The following is a 16,203-nucleotide window of genomic DNA, read 5'->3' on the forward strand; positions in this document are numbered from 1 at the left end:
CTAATTTGGTGGTAATTTGGGAGAACGACAACGATAAAAACAAACTAAAAAATGACTTTCATTAAAACAATTTCTACATTTTTAATTACGCTTTTATTAGTAACTACAAGTTTTGGACAAGCATCTAAACATAAAACTAAAATCTTATTAATTGGGACAATTCACTTCGAAACACCTCATTTAGATGCGCATGAATTAAAGACAGACGATTTTTTAGCTCCTAAGAGACAGCAGGAGCTGGAAGAATTGACTGAAACTTTAAAACGAACAAATGCTGATAAAGTGATGATCGAAAAACTATTTAATCAACAAAAGCAAATTGATAGTTTGTATAAGGCGTATTCAGAAAATAGGTATAAATTAACCGTTTCTGAACGAGAGCAAATTGGTTTTAGATTGGCTAAAAAATTAAATTTAAAACATATCAATTGCGTAGATATTTTTTATGGAATGAAACATGACAGTTTAGTTGCTGTAACTGCTAAAGAAAAAAATCAGTTGTATTTATTAAGTGAATTAGGTACTAATGCTAATAACTTAAAACTTGAATTTGATGGTGTAGTAAAACAAAATTCAATAACAGAAATACTAAAATATATAAACAAAGAGGAGCTTTTGAAGAAGAATTTATCATTGTACTTAAAATATTTAGCAAAAGTTGGAGCAGGAGAAAATTATATTGGTGCCGAAGCAGTTTCTGATTGGTATTTGAGGAATTTAGCGATTTACGCTAATGTAATGAATCAAATAACGGCAGATGACAAATATGTTATACTAATATTTGGGCAAGGACATATTCCGATATTAAAACACTTATTTCAAAATAATGACGATTTTGAAGTCGTTGAAGTAAATAGTGTGCTAAAATAAATTTACTTCAAGATCCCAACTCAAAGATCTTATAAAAACAAAAACGGCTAATCTAGTCCCGATAGTCCTGAGGCTTCGGGAGGAAATCCTTTTGTGTCCGCCGCGGCGGACGCAAAAGATTGGAAGGGAGAGCGGGACGGGTCGTCTTTTGAAAACAAAATTTTCTGCTCCTGAATTTAATTAGATTTTAAAACGTTTGATTATTTTTCTCTCTTTATTAAAATCTAATTCTAGTGAGTCGCTGGATATTTTTTTTAGTATAATGCCTTGTATAAGAGCATCTTTTCGTAAACGATAAATTTTTTGGTTGATTTTTATGATTACCAATTCTCCACGTGAATCTTTTATATAACCATGATAAGAAATTGGTGGCCATACGATTAGTTCACGAGGTTGTATTGCGACGGTTTTTGCTTTTTTAGTTACAGCTCGAGTATTATTTGTATGGTATTTTTTTGGATAGGAAACAACTTCGTGAGTTTGTTTGTTTAAGAAAGGATCTCGTGATACTTTTTCTAATGCAAAAGTATCCTTATTAATCTGATTGAATTCTATTTTGTCAGAGGAATAGACCGTATTTACAGCTATTTCTTTTGCAAAGAAATATTGATTGATTGTTTTGTAAAATACAGATCCCCATAGTACTAAAACTATAATTATTAAGATAATATTGATTTTCTTTTTGACCATTTTATTTTAAATTACTGTCACCTTAAATGGGGTACTATATGTACTAATATTTCCTGCAGAATCAGTCGTTTTAATTCTCCAGTAATAATCGCCAATTGTATTAAAGGTGTACTGGTACGATGTAGTTGCATTGTTTGTTGTAAAAAAGATAGTTGCGAAAGTATTTGTAGTTGAAAATTCGATAGTATATAAAAGAGGTGATTGAATAGTTCCTGTGTCTGTTGGCGAAATCCAGCTAAAAGTAGTTGCCTGATTATTTGTAATTACAGCATTTGTAGCAGGAAGATTGTTTTGCGGTAAGTTTGGAACAACCGTATCAATCATAAAAGTTCTTGTAGAGAATTGTGCTGTTTGGCTGATACCGTTTACTCCTCTTATTTTCCATTGATAAGTTGCATCTTTTACCAAATTTGTACTGCTTAACACAAGAGATGTTTCGGTCATGTTTTCTGCCTTATAAACAGATTCGCCGGTGGTTGTATTTAGTACTTCGACATTATAACTTGTAGCGGCGGCCAGTATTTGCCATTTTAGTGTAATGTTGGCGGTATTTTTATAAATATTGTTGTCAGGGCTCGACAAGACAACTTGTTGATTGGCCAAATCATCAGATATCATCATGGAGAAAGTTGAAGTCTTTGAATAGTTTGATTCATAGGCAAAATTTTCTCCTCTAACTTTCCATTTATAACTTCCCGCTAGCAAGGGACAGGTTAAATTGGTCTTGCTTACCAAAGAGTCGACAACGATTGTTTCGTCCAGATCGAATACCTGCAAGCGATATTTTTTTGCTCCTTCAAGAGTATTCCATTGAAAATTAACAACGTTGCTCTCGATCGTAGTTTTATCTTTTGGAGAAACTATTTCTATTATATCATCTGAAATATCTTCTTCAAAAACATCGTCACAAGACATTATTGAAAGAGTAAAAAGAGTAAGTATAATTTTATTTATTGTTTTCATAATTTTGAAAAATCATTTTTAAATGTAAAACTTCAGAAGTATTGTTTTTTTTGGTCGTGTAAAAATTCATGCTGACAATTCTGGAAAAATCAAACTTTTTTTCAAAATTATAACCCAGGGACATTAGTTGATTACAATTTCCGGTTACATCAAGCTGATTGCTTATTATTCGATAATTTTCATCAGAAAAAACGTGAGAGGATTGCAAATCGTTAATGGAAATTTCAGGATCCTCTGTAGAGGCAAAACTAATTATTCCTTGCTGAACAATCTCTTTTGTAACTCCTTCTTTTCCTGTAACACGGTCTAAGTAGTTAATTTCTTTTATTAATTTCTCTGTACTATTGGATTTTTTATTGATGTCGTTAGTTTTGTCAGACAATGTTTTGTATTCGTTTATTACCTGGAATAAAGTGTGAAAAGATCTTTTATATGCCGTTATCAAAAGCATAAAAAAGACTAATAATAGTATCGTAAATTTCTTTTTATAGGAATATTTCTCAAACATCTTTTATCGTGATTTTTATTTCAAATTGAGATTTATTTTTCTTGTCTTTTTTAAAGCTTATAATTTCAAAATTTTTAAGCCAACTCATTTTTTTCAATTTATCCATCCAATTGTTAAACGAAGATTCATTGAAAGTTTCTCCTTTAATAATGACAGTTTTTGCATCAAAACTTATTTTCTGATTCGCTTTTATTTCTTTGTTTATTGGAATTATATTTAAATCGGTTAATGAAATATCATGTGGAATTTCCTTGATTATTTCGTAGCTATAAAAAGAAAGAAATTTTGCTGATAAAAAACCAGATTCCCTTAAAAGCTTTTGTTTGTTTTCCTTTTGTTTTTCCAGATCAAGTATTAACTGATAGGATTGATTAGAATATACATTCTGAAGGTTCAATTCGGCATTTTTTGAACCGTAATATTGTATTAGAAAATAACTTATAAGTAAACTTGTTAAAAAACCAACAAGCATTGTGATTCCTAAAATGTTGAATGCTTTTTTATAAATAATCTCTTCGGTATTTAAAGCATCATTTTTTGTTTTTTCAACTTCCTTCAACGGAACAAAAAAGTGTACAATGATACCATAAAGGGGCAGGAAATTACTCGAAATAGTTTCTTTTCCTAGTTTATATTCTTCTATTTTTAACGGTTCGGTTTGTTTTGTAAAGTTTGCTACTTTTCCGTTTTCAAATTGCAGGACGATATCATTTGATGTGATAAAATCCTTTTTTATGGCATTATGTAATAAACCCGACAAAAACGAACCTACATAAATATCTACTACCTGAAAACCCTTTTTCAGAAACTTTTCAGTGATCTCTTCTACAATGTTTTTTCTGCAAAAACTGATAAAGTTGCTATTAGATCCAATTAAACTCGTATAATAGATTGATTCGAAATCAATGTTTTTATACCAGGTTACGTCGGTTTCATTATTGAAATTTATTTCTTTGTTTAAAATCCCTTTTCCATCGATAGCCAGAAGCACAGGAATTTTGAGATCAATGTTTTGGGCGATTTTTTCAAATGTATCAAATGAAACCGCACTTACAATATCAATTTTAGTTCCTTTTTTCTTTACAGTAAGAACATAATAAGTTTCCTCATTATCTTTCTTAATGATTCCAATTACATGTAAGTTGTTTAATTTTATTATTTTAGATAAAAATGTAATCATTAATATACCACTGTTGGTTTAATAAAAATGTGCAATTTTGAATTGGTTTTTCCTTTCTTTCTACTGCTAAAGAACCACTTAATAATTGGTATTCTGGATAATAAAGGAGTTCCTGAGCCAGAATCTTCTTTTTTCAATTCATCTAAACCGCCTAACAGTATCATTTCTCCATTTTTAACACGGACTAAAGATTCAAATTTTTGCGTTGCTTTTCCAGGAGGTGCAGTTTCTCCGGCTCTTCCTAAGAAAGAGCTTTTTTCGACTACTATAGTAAGTGTTACATTCTCATCCATAGAAACGAAAGGTTTTATAGAAAGACTTAAGTTGGCATCTGTAGATTTCCAGGTTCCTGAATTTAAGATGTCGTTTCCGATGTTACTGTTGATTAAACGGTTACTTTGTTCAAAATAGTAACTTGTTTCTCCAATAGACAACTTCGCTTCGTGACCACTAATGGTAGCAATTTTTGGAGTTGATTCTACTTTGACGATAGAATTGTTTTCAAGCAATTTTAAATTTAGATAAAAGGCTTCAGTTACTTTTCCGAGTTTAAAGATTCCGAAACCATTAAATGCCTCAATTAAGCTGTTTACCGAGGTTGAGTTTACAGTGACATCTGTTGTTGGAAATAATGTTCCTGAGGTAACTTGTTTATTGATTTTGTCAAGTCCCGCTTTCATTCCTGTTTGGACATCGTGCGATTTATTGTATTGAACGATGATAACTTCAATTTGAACCATTGGCACTATTTTATCAATTTGTTTGATATATAGTTTTAATTCTTCAAGTATTGATTTTGACCCTGAAGCAACTAATGCGTTTAATTCTACAAATTCTTTAATTTCAAGTTTGTCCGAAAAGACTTTAGGCAATGAAGGAAGTACCAATTCAATAGACCTGTTTTCTAATTGAATTATTTCTGTTGCTCTTAATCCTTCAGAAACTTCTTCTCCAATTAAATATAAATTGTCCTGTTTTTTATAGGTATATTTTTTTCCTTTAAAGATGTGAAATAATAGTTCGTCGAACGTAATGTTGTCTGCAGAAAGTGTCGTTTTTTCATTTTCAGGTTTATTATATAAAAAATAATTAACATGTAATTTTTCTGCGGCTTCGGTCAATAAATCAGATGCATCAGCGATATATGCCTTTACAGACAAAAGGCCGTTTTTAGTTAAGTTTACCTCATAATAACCAGGCAATCCGTTACTGGCTTTTGGTTGTTTTGCTTTTTGGCTAGTGCTGTTTAGAGAAATTGTTCCGTCTTTGTTTTTTTCTATAAAATAGAAACCATTTTCGTCTTTAGTAGCAATTAAATCATTCGATTTTGACATCATTTCTATAACCTGGTCAAAAGGACGATTTAAGATATAAGAAGATACACGAAGATTTTTGACATCGGTTGCCAATATTAAATTCTTACCTGATTTATCAATAATTGCTTTTGCAACTGCTGATAATGTATCGTTTTCTAATTTAACAGAAAGAAAATCATTTTGAGAACTATAGCTTACATCAATTACTTTTGGAAGCTTTTTCGCGACAATAGTGACGGCTTTTCTTTTTTTGAAAAGAATAATATTATTCATAAAAGAAACTTCAAGATCATATTTCTGTACAAGATGTATAAAAACATCTTTTACAGTAACATCAAAAAAGTTATTGGATACAGTCTGATTTAAATCAGTGTCGACATCAATATTTAGTTGATGTTCTTCGGCAATTGAAGAAATAAAATCATGAAGTGTTAAGCCAGAAACATCTATTTTAATAGTTTCATTAAGACCTTTCTTTTGTATAGAAAGAGCATCAAATTGTTTGCTTAATTCGTTTATATCTTGTTGTGCAATAATACTATTTGTAAAAAATAGTACAATAATTACGTAACCTAATTTTTTAAACATTTATTTATAAGTTAATTAAAATAGAATATATTTCTTCTAAAGCCGTCTCTCCTTCGGCCAAAATATCAAAAGCTTTTTCTGATAGTGATTTGTAATTTTCGTCGTTGCTGAATAATTCAGTAACCGTATTGTTTTTTATCGCTTCGGCAATTAACGTATCAATTGTAAGGACTTCATAAATTGCAGTTCTTCCTTTGTATCCGGTATGAAAACACTGATTGCATCCAACTGGTTTGTAATATGATGTTATTTCATATGGAAATTGGTAATTCATTGGAAAATCTTTTTTTGTAAAAAGAGCTTCTTTTTTACAATTATTACAAAGTTTTCGAATTAATCGTTGCGCTACAGATAGATTTAAGGTTTCGGCAATTAAATAGGAGGGAACGCCCATATCGATCAATCTTGAAATTGTGCCTATTGCCGAATTGGTATGAATTGTTGATAATACTAAATGTCCGGTCAAAGACGCTCTGATCGCCATTAAAGCAGTTTCAGAATCTCGAATTTCTCCTAACATGATTACATCCGGATCTTGTCGTAAAAATGATTTTAATGCCGATGAAAAGGTTAAGCCAATATCTTCTTTTAGTTGTACCTGATTAATTCCTTTTAAAGTGTATTCTATAGGATCCTCGACAGTTACTATGTTTCTACGGCTATCATTAAGTAATCGCAGTGTCGCATAAAGGGTTGTTGTTTTTCCTGAACCTGTCGGGCCGCTGATTAAAATAATTCCATTTGGTTTTTTTACAGCTTCCAGATAATGTTCCAATTCTTCTTTTTGTAGGCCAAGTGTGCTCAAGTCAATATTCGAAGCATCCTGACCTAATAAACGCATTACTATTTTTTCGCCAAATAGAGTTGGTAATATAGAAACCCTGATGTCAAATGAATCATTAGTAATCCTTCCGTCTTGTGGTAATCTTTTTTCTGTAATATTAAGTTTAGCCTTTATTTTTATTTTGTTGACTAATTCAAGATAATTTTCGCGTTCAACTTTATAGCGTTCAATTAATTGCCCGTCGATTCTAAATCTAATTCGGGCAGAATTTTCATAAACTTCAAAATGTATATCACTACATTTTAAGGATTTGGCTTCTTCCAATAAATTTTCCAGGAAATCTCCTTTGTCAAAATTTAATGATTTATTAGAATTATCTCCACGTTCTTTTCTATAATAAATAGAAAGTGCTTTTTCTATTTCATAAGATTCAACAGGTGTAAAGACAATGTTTTTGCCTAAAAAAAGTTCTAATTCTTCTTTGGCCTCTTCGTTATTATAAGAATCATCAATATACAGTTCCAGAGTATTGTCAGTAACAGATTTTGGTAATATTCGATATTGATTGGCAAGATCACTTGACACAATATGCTGGTTTTCTGAAAGAATGGTGATATCCTGCATAATTTATATCAGAGTAAGTTTTTGATAAATAGATAAGTAATCTTTTATCAGAATAATAAATAAAAATAATGCCGAAAATCCTGCCAATGGAACGGTATTTTCGTGAATGATTTTTTTAAATACGAATTGTAACAGCAAAGCAAAAATCATAGACAGAATAAAAAATAAAATAAAATTTGGCAATATAAACAGGGGAGTAATAGCTATGTAAAATAATAAATCACCTAGTCCAAAATAATGTTCAAATGGATTTAGGAATTGTTTGTTTTTAATACTCATATAAAAAACAAGTACAATTAATGTAATAAGAAAAAAGGCTCCGTTTAAAAGGAGGTTTTTAAATAACGGAGGTTTTGTATGTGTTATGTAAATAGACAAAAGAAAGATCGCAACAGGTAATACTACATGAATGCGCCTGTATTTCCAATCCTGAAAAAATACAAACAATAAAGTAATTGATAAACAAAGTAAAGTTATTTTCAAGTTTATTCTTTTGTTACTTCGGTTAACATTTTTTTACTGTCTATTTCCCAGGTATTAAAATTGCCATCTCCATCCAGATCTGATGTTGCGGTTGCTCTGGCCACAAAAGAATCATTTGAGGCTTCAATAATTTCAATTTTATATACGGCTTGTCCGCCTTCGTCTACAGTTTGCTCTTGTTCAAAACCTAGTTCTTCCAGGCTGTTTGAATATTTTGAATGTCTGTAAAAATGACTTTTTTCCAGGCCATACAACTGATTAAGCATCGCTTGTGCTTCAATAGCTTTCGCCTGACCAATTACTGAAGTTTGATTGGGTAAAACCATTAAAAGTAGTATTCCGATAATGCATAATACAATTAAGATCTCTGTTAATGAGTATGCTTTAATTGTAGCTTTTTGGCTATTTTTTAATAATTTTTTGATCTTATCTAACATTTGTATGCATTTATTTATTAAAATATGTTAATACTTTGGCGGCAAAAATACAAATTGTAATGAAACTATTACTATTTATTTATTATTTTACTTAAATCAAACATTGGTGCGTACATTGACACCATAATTACACCTACAATTACTCCGATAACAATGATTATCATGGGTTCGAGAATAACACCAATCATTTTTGTCTGATGATTAATCTCTTCATTATATTGTTCTGTAAGTCGCTCAAACATAGTTTCTAACTGATTTACCTGTTCGGCAACTTCAACCATCGAAACCATTTTGTTTTCGAATACATTGTGTTTTTTTAAACTTTCGTTTAAAGAGGCACCACGGGTTATATCCTCTTTTATTTCGTGAATTGCCATTTCGATGGGATAAAATCCAATCATTTTTGCCGTAAGCGATAAAGAGTTTATTAAAGTTGTTTTTGATGTAATTAATAAATTCATAGCCTGACAAAAACGTGAGATGTAGATTTTTCTAATCAGGTTTCCAAAATACGGAATTCGCAGAATCATTTTAGTGGTAAGAGCTCTGTAAAAATCTTTTTCCTTCAACAAGGCATGCGTGATGATCAACCCAATAATTACAGCAATTACCACTGTAAAAATGGCACCTGAATGATTGGATATTTTTATAATAATCTGCGTGCTTTTTGGTAATTCGCTTCCAAACTGTTTAAAGACGGAGCTAAACATCGGTACAACTTTATTCAGCATAAAATAAAGTACCAGAATCGTAACAAGCATTACAATTGCCGGATAGGTCAAAACAGAAACAATCTGTCTTTTCATCTGAATTTTTCGATTGAAGTATTTTTGAAGTTCGCCTAAAACTTCTTCCAGTTTTCTGGTTTCTTCACCAATCTGAATACTGTAATATTCGTATGCCGAGAATTGATTTGTTTCGCGCATCGACTCATAAATACTTCTTCCTGAAATAACTTTGTCTTTAATTTGAATTATAATTTCTCTCTCAAAATTATTAGTCGACTGATTACTAATAATTTCTAGCGCTTTTTTAAAGTCAACACCAGATTTTAGCAGCATGCCCAATTCTCTGTAAAAAATTTCTTTCTTCTTGTCAGAAAGTTTTTTCGAAAATTGAAATGACGTACCAGCTGATGGTAATTTAAAATCAGTTTTTTCTGCTTTTGGTGCTTTATATGTGCTTAAATCGAGACTCATTATTTTGGTATTTTTTGTAATAATTCATTAGCATAAACTCTTTTGTAGAAATTTAAAGAAGAGGGGTTTTCATTAATTTCTACATTTAATTTTAGTTTTTGAAATAATAATTGCTGCGATTTATTCCTGACAGTATCGATAACGATTTGCTTTAATTTAATTTTAAAAGTGTCTATAAATGTTTCGTGAGTTCTTATTGTAAAATCTTCCTGAAAATTATAGGTTACTTTTTCTCCGGCATATCCTTTAAAAAATAATTCATTATCAATTCTGGTCATTTTTTCTTTTTCGAAAATATCTTTATTAAGGCTATAAGTTAATCGGTTTAAATCGTTTACTAATTGATTCTGATTTTTAAAATCGATCATTCGTTCTGTTACGATATTAAATATGACAAATAATATTCCCATAATAATTGCTGTAATAGCCATGCCGACAATTGTTTCTATAATCGAAAATGCCGGAATCAAATTTTTCTGATTAAGGGTTGTTTTCGACATAAAAATTTTTTTCGAATTTAAATTGTGTGCTATCTTTATATTGTACCGAAATCTTTTTTAAATGATCATTTACAATTTCTTCTTCTATCAAAAGATTTTCATTTGAAGTTTCGTATTGCAGCGAATCATTTTTTAATTGAGATAAAAAAAACAGTTCATTTACTTTGTTTTGAGTGCTGTAAAACTTAGCCGATGTTCTGGGTGTAAAAACAGAAGCAAAAATCAAAATAGCAAAATACAGGCAAATCGAAATAATGGTTAACGCGATTACCGACTCCAGTATGGAGTTTGCTTTTAGACTACAATACTTTTTTAAGAATACCATAGCCCGTTTTTTGATTGTTAAATAAAGGAATCGAAATAAAGTAAGCAGGTCGTTTGTTGGCATTTATTTCGACATCGCTAATGGTATTGTCGTAAGACGAAGCCATTGTTTTTACAAAAAACCGATTGGTGTAAACAGAACCGTAAACATTACTTCTTAAGGCTAGTTTTCCACTACAATAAATATCGCCAAAAATTAATCCTTCTTCGGCTATCTCAATACTGCTTTTGTCCAAATCATCAGGGGAATTGCCAAAAAGAACAACGGCACCGCTTATTGTACATTCTTTTTTTATAACGATTTTGCTTTCTTCTTCATTTTTGTTGTAAACACATACAACGGAGGGATAGTTCAAAATTACTTTTTCTTCAAGTTCAATACCTTTTGTAGCAAATGCCTGAACGGTTCCTTTAAATCCTGCTTCGAAAGTTATTTTTGGTGCAATAAGAATAACATCTTCCAGAACTGTACTTTTTTGAATTCGGATAGAGTCTTTTGATCTCAGAATAAAATTGCCTTTAAAAATAATATTAGAAAGTGACGAGTTTACATAAATATCCTTGGTTTCATTAAAGAATGAATTGTAATAAAGTGAATCTTTAGGTTTTTCGACATCTTTTAAAGCCGTTTTTACACCGTCTGTGTGCTCAAATATTTTTTCAAAATCAGGATTTATTTCAGGTAATCTAATATCCGAAACGGTGATTTTTCCATTATTTGTAAACTTATTTGCGCTGTTGTTAATATAGGCGGTTTCAATAAAATCTGAAGGCAATTCGCTGTTTCCTGTTAAAGTAACGGTTCCTGAATAGCTAAGTGATTTGGATATATTGGTTAAATAAATAGCAGTTTTGTCTGTAATATAACTTCCAACAAAATGGGCTGAGGTTACAGTATCATTTCCTACAGATGATTCAGCCAGTAAAAGTGTGAGTAAACCGTAAGATTTGGTTTTGTAACGTCCTTCTATTCCTGAGTTTTCATCTTTTTCAATTTCTTGCGGAATAATTTTATTTCCCAAGGCAAAATTTACGACGGATTGGTTTTGAATATATAATTCTTCCTGTAAATTGTAATATAAGTTAAGCTGATTGTACAAATTAGCAAAATACAACAATGCACCGCAAATTATGGATACGATTAAGCAGATGTAAATGGCATATAATAAACTATGAGCTTTGACCATTAGTTTATTGCTTTTTTGTAAATATGTTTTTAAAGAAAGATTTTATTTTAGAATCTTTCTTTGAAGCTTTATCAGCTGCTTTTTTCTTTTCTTTTTGCGCTGCTTTTTCTTTTGCTATTCTTTCTTTTTCGGCTTTTTCTTTTTCTTTGGTTGCCGTTTTGTATGAAGTTAAAGTGTTAGAATCCTGAGTAATTTCAAGTTCTTTTGCTTCTTTTTGAGATTTTTCAATTTTAGCCTGTTCTTCTTTTAGTTTGTATTCCTGAGATTTAGACAGTTTTTGTTTTTTGATAATAAGAGTTCCTTTTTTGTAAACAAGCGTATCTTTCTTTTCGAAGTTTACCCATTTACCGGTTTTTAAATCATTGCTGTATTTTCCGGTTTCGGCAAGAGCACCATTTTGATCATAACGTAAATAGTTGCCACATTTTAAACCTTTTTTCCATTTTTGAACAGATTCAATTGTTCCGTTTTGATGCCAGGTTTTCCAGATTCCTACTTTTAAGCCTTCTTTAAACTGACCTTGTTCAGCCAGCTGATTGCTATGATACATTTTTAGAAATTTATGGTGAAGCAAAGTTCCGGCAATACCCGATTCGGCACTATGAATTGCACCGCCTTTAAACCAATAGTATATTTTATGGTCTTTTACCTTTATTATTTTATCAGTAGTGTAAAATTCATATCTGAAGTTGGCATCAGAAATGCGTTTAATGGCATACGGATCTGAAAAAGAAACCAAAAAAAGACTAAAAAAAAGCAGTAAAAAGCCGGATAATACTTTTGTTTTCAATGTGGTATTTTTTTTAATAAAACTGGGGCAAGATAAACTTTTAAAATTCTTTTACAAATAAATTCTGTAGGTTTTTTAATGATAAAGAAATGTTATGGAATCGAAATTAGAATTCCTCTTTTGCACCATTAAATTAACACTGAAATACCAGTAATTTTCTATCTTTGAAAAGCTGAAAATTGCCTTTTGACGCATTTTTTAGATATTGTTTTGTTGCGTGAGTTCTTTTATATATTGACTTAAAAGTGATTTAGATTACTATCCTTTTGGAATGCTGGTGCCAAACCGTCATGAAGATGCGAAAGAGTATCGCTATGGGTTCCAGGGACAGGAGAAAGATGATGAGATTAATGCAGGACACTAGAATTGGTAGGTTTTTTGCCGTGGATCCGTTATTATCTAAGTATCCTTATTGGTCTCCATATGTTTTTTCAGGAAATAGAGTTATTAAGACAACTGAGTTAGAAGGGGAAGAACCCAATAAAAATCCAAAAATCCCAAGTAAATCTGAAGAACTGGCAATGACTACTGTTGCAAATATTGTTTATCAATCTGTTCAAAACACAAATAGAATGAATGGACCTTTGACAAGGGATCAATCTATTTTAAAAGGTGATTATAATGACGATGGAACTTCTTGCTTCTTAAATACAAAAACTTATAATGGATTCACATACATCACTGATACGAGTACAGAATCTGCTAATACATACAATATGTATGTTAATAATAGTGAATCATATTTTGTTGATGAATCTAATTCGAAAAAATTCAACAATTACGAGGCTTATGTTGTAGGCTCATTAACTTATAATTTCTTTAACGGAACAGGTCCTGAAAATTATGTTTTTCCTGAAAATGGAATAATAAGTTCAAAATTTAAAGATTCTGATATTGTTAAAAAGGCATTAGAGGAGTATAAATCAAGTAATGGTGCAGCTCAGCAGTTCTCATTCGGATTTTCAGAGCTGGCAAAAGACGCAAATAAGAATAGTACTTTATTCTCCATCACCGGTTTTGTTGGTTCTGGAACTATTGTAATAAGTCCAAAAAAGGATGATCTTCAAGTTCAAATTTTTAACATCACTAGTTTGACATCAGGTGCATTTGGAAAAGAACTTTTCTTTTGGGACAAAGAGAAATACTATCCAAAATCCTATGTTAGAAAAGAAAACGAAAATGTACCTTTTGGAAATATAAGTCAAACATTTAGCTTTACAGTATCAAAAAAGTCATTAGAGGAAAATAAACCAAAGAATAAAAGTGAAAATAAAAAAACGAAACCGCAAAAAAAATCTTAATGTACTTCTATTTGCCTTGTTTATAATGCTATTGTTTGCTAGTTTAATCTATTATCTAATTAATGATCCAAATGGATATGGAAAAAGGACCGTAGGAATTTATTTAATTAATCAATATAGCTCAGATTCCAAAAAAATTGAATTGATTAAAGATTTAACTCTTAAATTAAAAGAAGATGGAACATATGAGTTTTCAAAAAGGCTACCGTTTATTGATCAAAAGGGGAAATGGTTGTTGGAAGAAAATGGATTGGTTATTAATATACTGTTAATGAATGAAAATGGCACAAAAGACAAGATATCTATTTGCTGTGATGAAAATAATGAAATTACATTTTATTGCTATTTAGACAGATCAGGAGATTATAAGAGAATAATTTTTACTCGCGTAACTGAGTAAAATGGATATGAATAAAAAGATTAGAACAAATATAATTTGGACAGAAAATTGAAAAGTTTAATATAAAACTACAACTCTAAAAGGCGTAGTTTTATATTAATTACTTCTCCGCTTGCGAAGAGTTTATATTAAAGAATAAACTTGTAAACGTGCTATGTGAATGTCTCCTGACTTCGCACCCGCATCGATGAGCTATAAAAAGCACAAATTAAAATAAGGAAAACTAATACTGGATATGATTCTGGTATTAGATTTTAAGTTTAGTAACTCTCCAATTTACTATGCACTTTCTCAATCTCTTTATCCATATAAGCTTGCGCATAATGAACATAGCGATTGAAAGAGCTACTCGCATTGCTATGTCCACTAATTTTTCGTACTAAATGTTCAGGCATTCCTAAAATAAGTAAAGTAGTAATTGCAGTTCGTCGCATCATGTGTGAACTCATTTTATCGCAAAAACGGTTTTTTGATGTATCTGTTTTCTTAGTTAATTTTTGGGTTTTACCTTGTTTTTCACGAGAAACCTCTATGGGCATCGTAAAACCAGCCTGTTCACCAATTTGCTTTAAACTTTTATTAAAATTGAATAAACTAATAGTTCCAAAAAGGGTTGTTTTATTATTTGTAGTTTTATAACGTTGAAAAATAGTAACCGCATAAGCCGAAAGCTTGATAAAACTAAAAGTTTTTGTTTTTTGAGATTTTAGTTTCAAATACCAATCTCCTTCCATTTGTTCGAAGTTTTTATTTGTCAGCAAAAAAATGTCTGAATATCTTAATCCTGTAGTACAGCCAAAAACAAAAATATCCTTAATTCTCTTATGACTAGGAATAAGTGTTTGTTCAAATTCTTTATCGTGTATTAAAAATTTTAGTTGTTCTGGAGAAAGAACAAAAATTTCAATCTCTTCTTTTCGAACATAGAATAATCTTTGAAAATCACCGGTAATGATATCTTTATCATTTTTCAAATAATTAAAAAATACTCGAATTACTTTAATATTGGCACCCACATAATTATCGTGACAACCTTTTTTGTATAAAAACTCGGTAAACTTTTGATAGAATTTTTTCCAATAACTTTTCTCAGATGTGAGTTCGCGTTTATCTAGTTTGGATGCATCACAAATGCGTAATTCAAATTTTGTATCACTAGAAAACTGAATTAGATTATTTAATACATAATAATAATTTTGTATCGAACCTGGTTTTATTTTTTCACCATTCTTTTTAAGTCGTTTACCTGTTTCGGTTTCTTTTATAAACTGTTTGAATAGAGGAACAATTGGATGAGTTTTTTTCATAAAATATCAATCAAAATGAGAATCATTTGTTTATAAAATCAAAAAACTACACATTTATATATGTAGTTTTTTTGATTAAATATAAACTCTAATTCTTTTACTTATAAAATTATCTTATATCTTTTATTTTTTTAATAGTGATTCTTGAAATAAGAAAAAAAAGAAAGAAGTCTAGAACTAAAAAAGGCATGTAAATATAGTCTACGTAAATCTGTAGCTTATGTGATAAAATCAAACATAAGATTATACATACAGCAATAAAGAATACAAGTTTTTTAAGTTTTACATAATTTAACTTTATGAAATATTTACTTAATTTCCAGGCAACTGCAAAGATTATTATCCATACAGGCATATGCAAAAAATATCCATAAAGAAAAGAATCGAGGTAGCTATAAAAGCCTCTTGGCAGATTATACACAATCATGAATACAAAAAACAAGCTATACGCTAGGCTTATGAATAATAAAATTAGTAAAATTATACTAGTGTTTTTATTTAAATATACCATAATTAGTTATTTATCTTCATCTTTAACGTCTTTATCCCAATCAATTCTCCTATTAAAATTATGAGTTTTCGTTGCTTCACCACCGTTATTATTAATAAATTTAACAATTTCATCCATGACATAGTTCCATATTTGATCTGCTTGTTTGAAAAAAGCAGATCCCTCTAGATTTTTTGCATTATATAAAGTATCAAATAATCCAAACAGTCTGTCAACACCTCTTGTGTAAAAGGTGTACGAT

Annotated in this window: 17 protein-coding genes; 3 read left to right on the top strand and 14 right to left on the bottom strand. The window is 30.2% G+C overall.

The genetic code is table 11. The features are described 5' to 3' along the window. Positions 1–51 precede the first annotated feature (51 nt). A complete protein-coding gene (locus tag ASC72_RS03780) occupies positions 52–870 on the top strand; it encodes a DUF5694 domain-containing protein (protein ID WP_056187039.1) in 819 nt (272 codons plus the stop codon). 180 nt (positions 871–1,050) lie between these two features. Here ASC72_RS03780 and ASC72_RS03785 read toward each other — a convergent pair whose 3' ends face one another. The 13 genes from ASC72_RS03785 to ASC72_RS03845 all read right to left on the bottom strand — a co-directional run bounded on the left by ASC72_RS03785 (position 1,051) and on the right by ASC72_RS03845 (position 12,443). Then, positions 1,051–1,560, bottom strand: a complete 510-nt coding sequence (locus tag ASC72_RS03785; protein WP_056187042.1) for a hypothetical protein — start codon at positions 1,558–1,560, stop codon at positions 1,051–1,053. Between the two features lie 6 nt (positions 1,561–1,566). Then, positions 1,567–2,523 carry a hypothetical protein gene (locus tag ASC72_RS03790; protein WP_056187045.1) on the bottom strand — a complete coding sequence of 319 codons (957 nt, stop codon included), beginning with the start codon at positions 2,521–2,523 and terminating at the stop codon, positions 1,567–1,569. Next, positions 2,507–3,031 (bottom strand): hypothetical protein, encoded by a 525-nt coding sequence (locus tag ASC72_RS03795; RefSeq protein ID WP_056187047.1) that lies wholly within the window; start codon positions 3,029–3,031, stop codon positions 2,507–2,509. The genes ASC72_RS03790 and ASC72_RS03795 overlap by 17 nt, the downstream gene beginning before the upstream one ends. Then, a complete protein-coding gene (locus ASC72_RS03800) occupies positions 3,024–4,211 on the bottom strand; it encodes a PilN domain-containing protein (RefSeq protein WP_056187050.1) in 1,188 nt (395 codons plus the stop codon). The genes ASC72_RS03795 and ASC72_RS03800 overlap by 8 nt, the downstream gene beginning before the upstream one ends. Beyond that, on the bottom strand, positions 4,211–6,115 hold the full coding sequence (locus tag ASC72_RS03805; RefSeq protein ID WP_056187052.1) for a type II secretion system protein GspD: 1,905 nt from the start codon (positions 6,113–6,115) through the stop codon (positions 4,211–4,213). The genes ASC72_RS03800 and ASC72_RS03805 overlap by 1 nt, the downstream gene beginning before the upstream one ends. 4 nt (positions 6,116–6,119) lie before the next feature. Continuing rightward, complete coding sequence (locus tag ASC72_RS03810; RefSeq protein WP_056187055.1) at positions 6,120–7,523, bottom strand: GspE/PulE family protein; 1,404 nt, start codon at positions 7,521–7,523, stop codon at positions 6,120–6,122. 3 nt (positions 7,524–7,526) lie between these two features. Next, entirely contained in the window at positions 7,527–8,006 is a 480-nt protein-coding gene (locus tag ASC72_RS24740; RefSeq protein WP_157849257.1) for a prepilin peptidase, read from the bottom strand. A gap of 2 nt (positions 8,007–8,008) precedes the next feature. Further along, complete coding sequence (locus ASC72_RS03820) at positions 8,009–8,443, bottom strand: type IV pilin protein (protein WP_056187064.1); 435 nt, start codon at positions 8,441–8,443, stop codon at positions 8,009–8,011. Between the two features lie 71 nt (positions 8,444–8,514). Continuing rightward, positions 8,515–9,642, bottom strand: coding sequence for a type II secretion system F family protein (locus tag ASC72_RS03825; RefSeq protein ID WP_056187067.1), 1,128 nt, complete (start codon positions 9,640–9,642; stop codon positions 8,515–8,517). Further along, entirely contained in the window at positions 9,642–10,142 is a 501-nt protein-coding gene (locus ASC72_RS03830; protein WP_056187070.1) for a type II secretion system protein J, read from the bottom strand. The genes ASC72_RS03825 and ASC72_RS03830 overlap by 1 nt, the downstream gene beginning before the upstream one ends. Beyond that, the gene (locus ASC72_RS03835) at positions 10,123–10,467 is read right to left on the bottom strand and encodes a hypothetical protein (RefSeq protein WP_056187073.1); all 345 of its coding nucleotides are present in this window, start codon (positions 10,465–10,467) and stop codon (positions 10,123–10,125) included. Before ASC72_RS03835 ends, ASC72_RS03830 begins: the two co-directional genes overlap by 20 nt. Beyond that, positions 10,442–11,653, bottom strand: a complete 1,212-nt coding sequence (locus tag ASC72_RS03840) for a hypothetical protein (protein WP_056187075.1) — start codon at positions 11,651–11,653, stop codon at positions 10,442–10,444. Before ASC72_RS03840 ends, ASC72_RS03835 begins: the two co-directional genes overlap by 26 nt. 4 nt (positions 11,654–11,657) lie before the next feature. Further along, positions 11,658–12,443, bottom strand: a complete 786-nt coding sequence (locus ASC72_RS03845; protein WP_056187078.1) for a toxin-antitoxin system YwqK family antitoxin — start codon at positions 12,441–12,443, stop codon at positions 11,658–11,660. Between the two features lie 296 nt (positions 12,444–12,739). On the opposite strand from ASC72_RS03845, the gene ASC72_RS03850 reads away from it, so the two are divergent. Together ASC72_RS03850 and ASC72_RS03855 are read left to right on the top strand one after the other, a co-directional pair. Then, complete coding sequence (locus ASC72_RS03850) at positions 12,740–13,744, top strand: hypothetical protein (RefSeq protein ID WP_056187080.1); 1,005 nt, start codon at positions 12,740–12,742, stop codon at positions 13,742–13,744. Further along, complete coding sequence (locus ASC72_RS03855; RefSeq protein WP_131725775.1) at positions 13,707–14,144, top strand: hypothetical protein; 438 nt, start codon at positions 13,707–13,709, stop codon at positions 14,142–14,144. The genes ASC72_RS03850 and ASC72_RS03855 overlap by 38 nt, the downstream gene beginning before the upstream one ends. Positions 14,145–14,404: 260 nt before the next feature. Here the strand turns inward: ASC72_RS03855 and ASC72_RS03860 are convergent, their stop codons facing one another. Continuing rightward, positions 14,405–15,451 (bottom strand): tyrosine-type recombinase/integrase, encoded by a 1,047-nt coding sequence (locus ASC72_RS03860; RefSeq protein ID WP_056187086.1) that lies wholly within the window; start codon positions 15,449–15,451, stop codon positions 14,405–14,407. Positions 15,452–16,203 lie beyond the last annotated feature (752 nt).

The sequence above is a fragment of the Flavobacterium sp. Root420 genome, from assembly GCF_001427905.1.
GTDB lineage: Bacteria > Bacteroidota > Bacteroidia > Flavobacteriales > Flavobacteriaceae > Flavobacterium.

What these genes read in the sequence shown, in the direction of transcription:
- ASC72_RS03780 (WP_056187039.1), top strand. Translation starts at nt 52, where the DNA reads ATGACTTTCATTAAAACAATTTCTACATTTTTAATTACGCTTTTATTA.
- ASC72_RS03785 (WP_056187042.1), bottom strand. Translation starts at nt 1,560, where the DNA reads ATGGTCAAAAAGAAAATCAATATTATCTTAATAATTATAGTTTTAGTA.
- ASC72_RS03790 (WP_056187045.1), bottom strand. Translation starts at nt 2,523, where the DNA reads ATGAAAACAATAAATAAAATTATACTTACTCTTTTTACTCTTTCAATA.
- ASC72_RS03795 (WP_056187047.1), bottom strand. Translation starts at nt 3,031, where the DNA reads ATGTTTGAGAAATATTCCTATAAAAAGAAATTTACGATACTATTATTA.
- ASC72_RS03800 (WP_056187050.1), bottom strand. Translation starts at nt 4,211, where the DNA reads ATGATTACATTTTTATCTAAAATAATAAAATTAAACAACTTACATGTA.
- ASC72_RS03805 (WP_056187052.1), bottom strand. Translation starts at nt 6,115, where the DNA reads ATGTTTAAAAAATTAGGTTACGTAATTATTGTACTATTTTTTACAAAT.
- ASC72_RS03810 (WP_056187055.1), bottom strand. Translation starts at nt 7,523, where the DNA reads ATGCAGGATATCACCATTCTTTCAGAAAACCAGCATATTGTGTCAAGT.
- ASC72_RS03820 (WP_056187064.1), bottom strand. Translation starts at nt 8,443, where the DNA reads ATGTTAGATAAGATCAAAAAATTATTAAAAAATAGCCAAAAAGCTACA.
- ASC72_RS03825 (WP_056187067.1), bottom strand. Translation starts at nt 9,642, where the DNA reads ATGAGTCTCGATTTAAGCACATATAAAGCACCAAAAGCAGAAAAAACT.
- ASC72_RS03830 (WP_056187070.1), bottom strand. Translation starts at nt 10,142, where the DNA reads ATGTCGAAAACAACCCTTAATCAGAAAAATTTGATTCCGGCATTTTCG.
- ASC72_RS03835 (WP_056187073.1), bottom strand. Translation starts at nt 10,467, where the DNA reads ATGGTATTCTTAAAAAAGTATTGTAGTCTAAAAGCAAACTCCATACTG.
- ASC72_RS03840 (WP_056187075.1), bottom strand. Translation starts at nt 11,653, where the DNA reads ATGGTCAAAGCTCATAGTTTATTATATGCCATTTACATCTGCTTAATC.
- ASC72_RS03850 (WP_056187080.1), top strand. Translation starts at nt 12,740, where the DNA reads ATGCGAAAGAGTATCGCTATGGGTTCCAGGGACAGGAGAAAGATGATG.
- ASC72_RS03860 (WP_056187086.1), bottom strand. Translation starts at nt 15,451, where the DNA reads ATGAAAAAAACTCATCCAATTGTTCCTCTATTCAAACAGTTTATAAAA.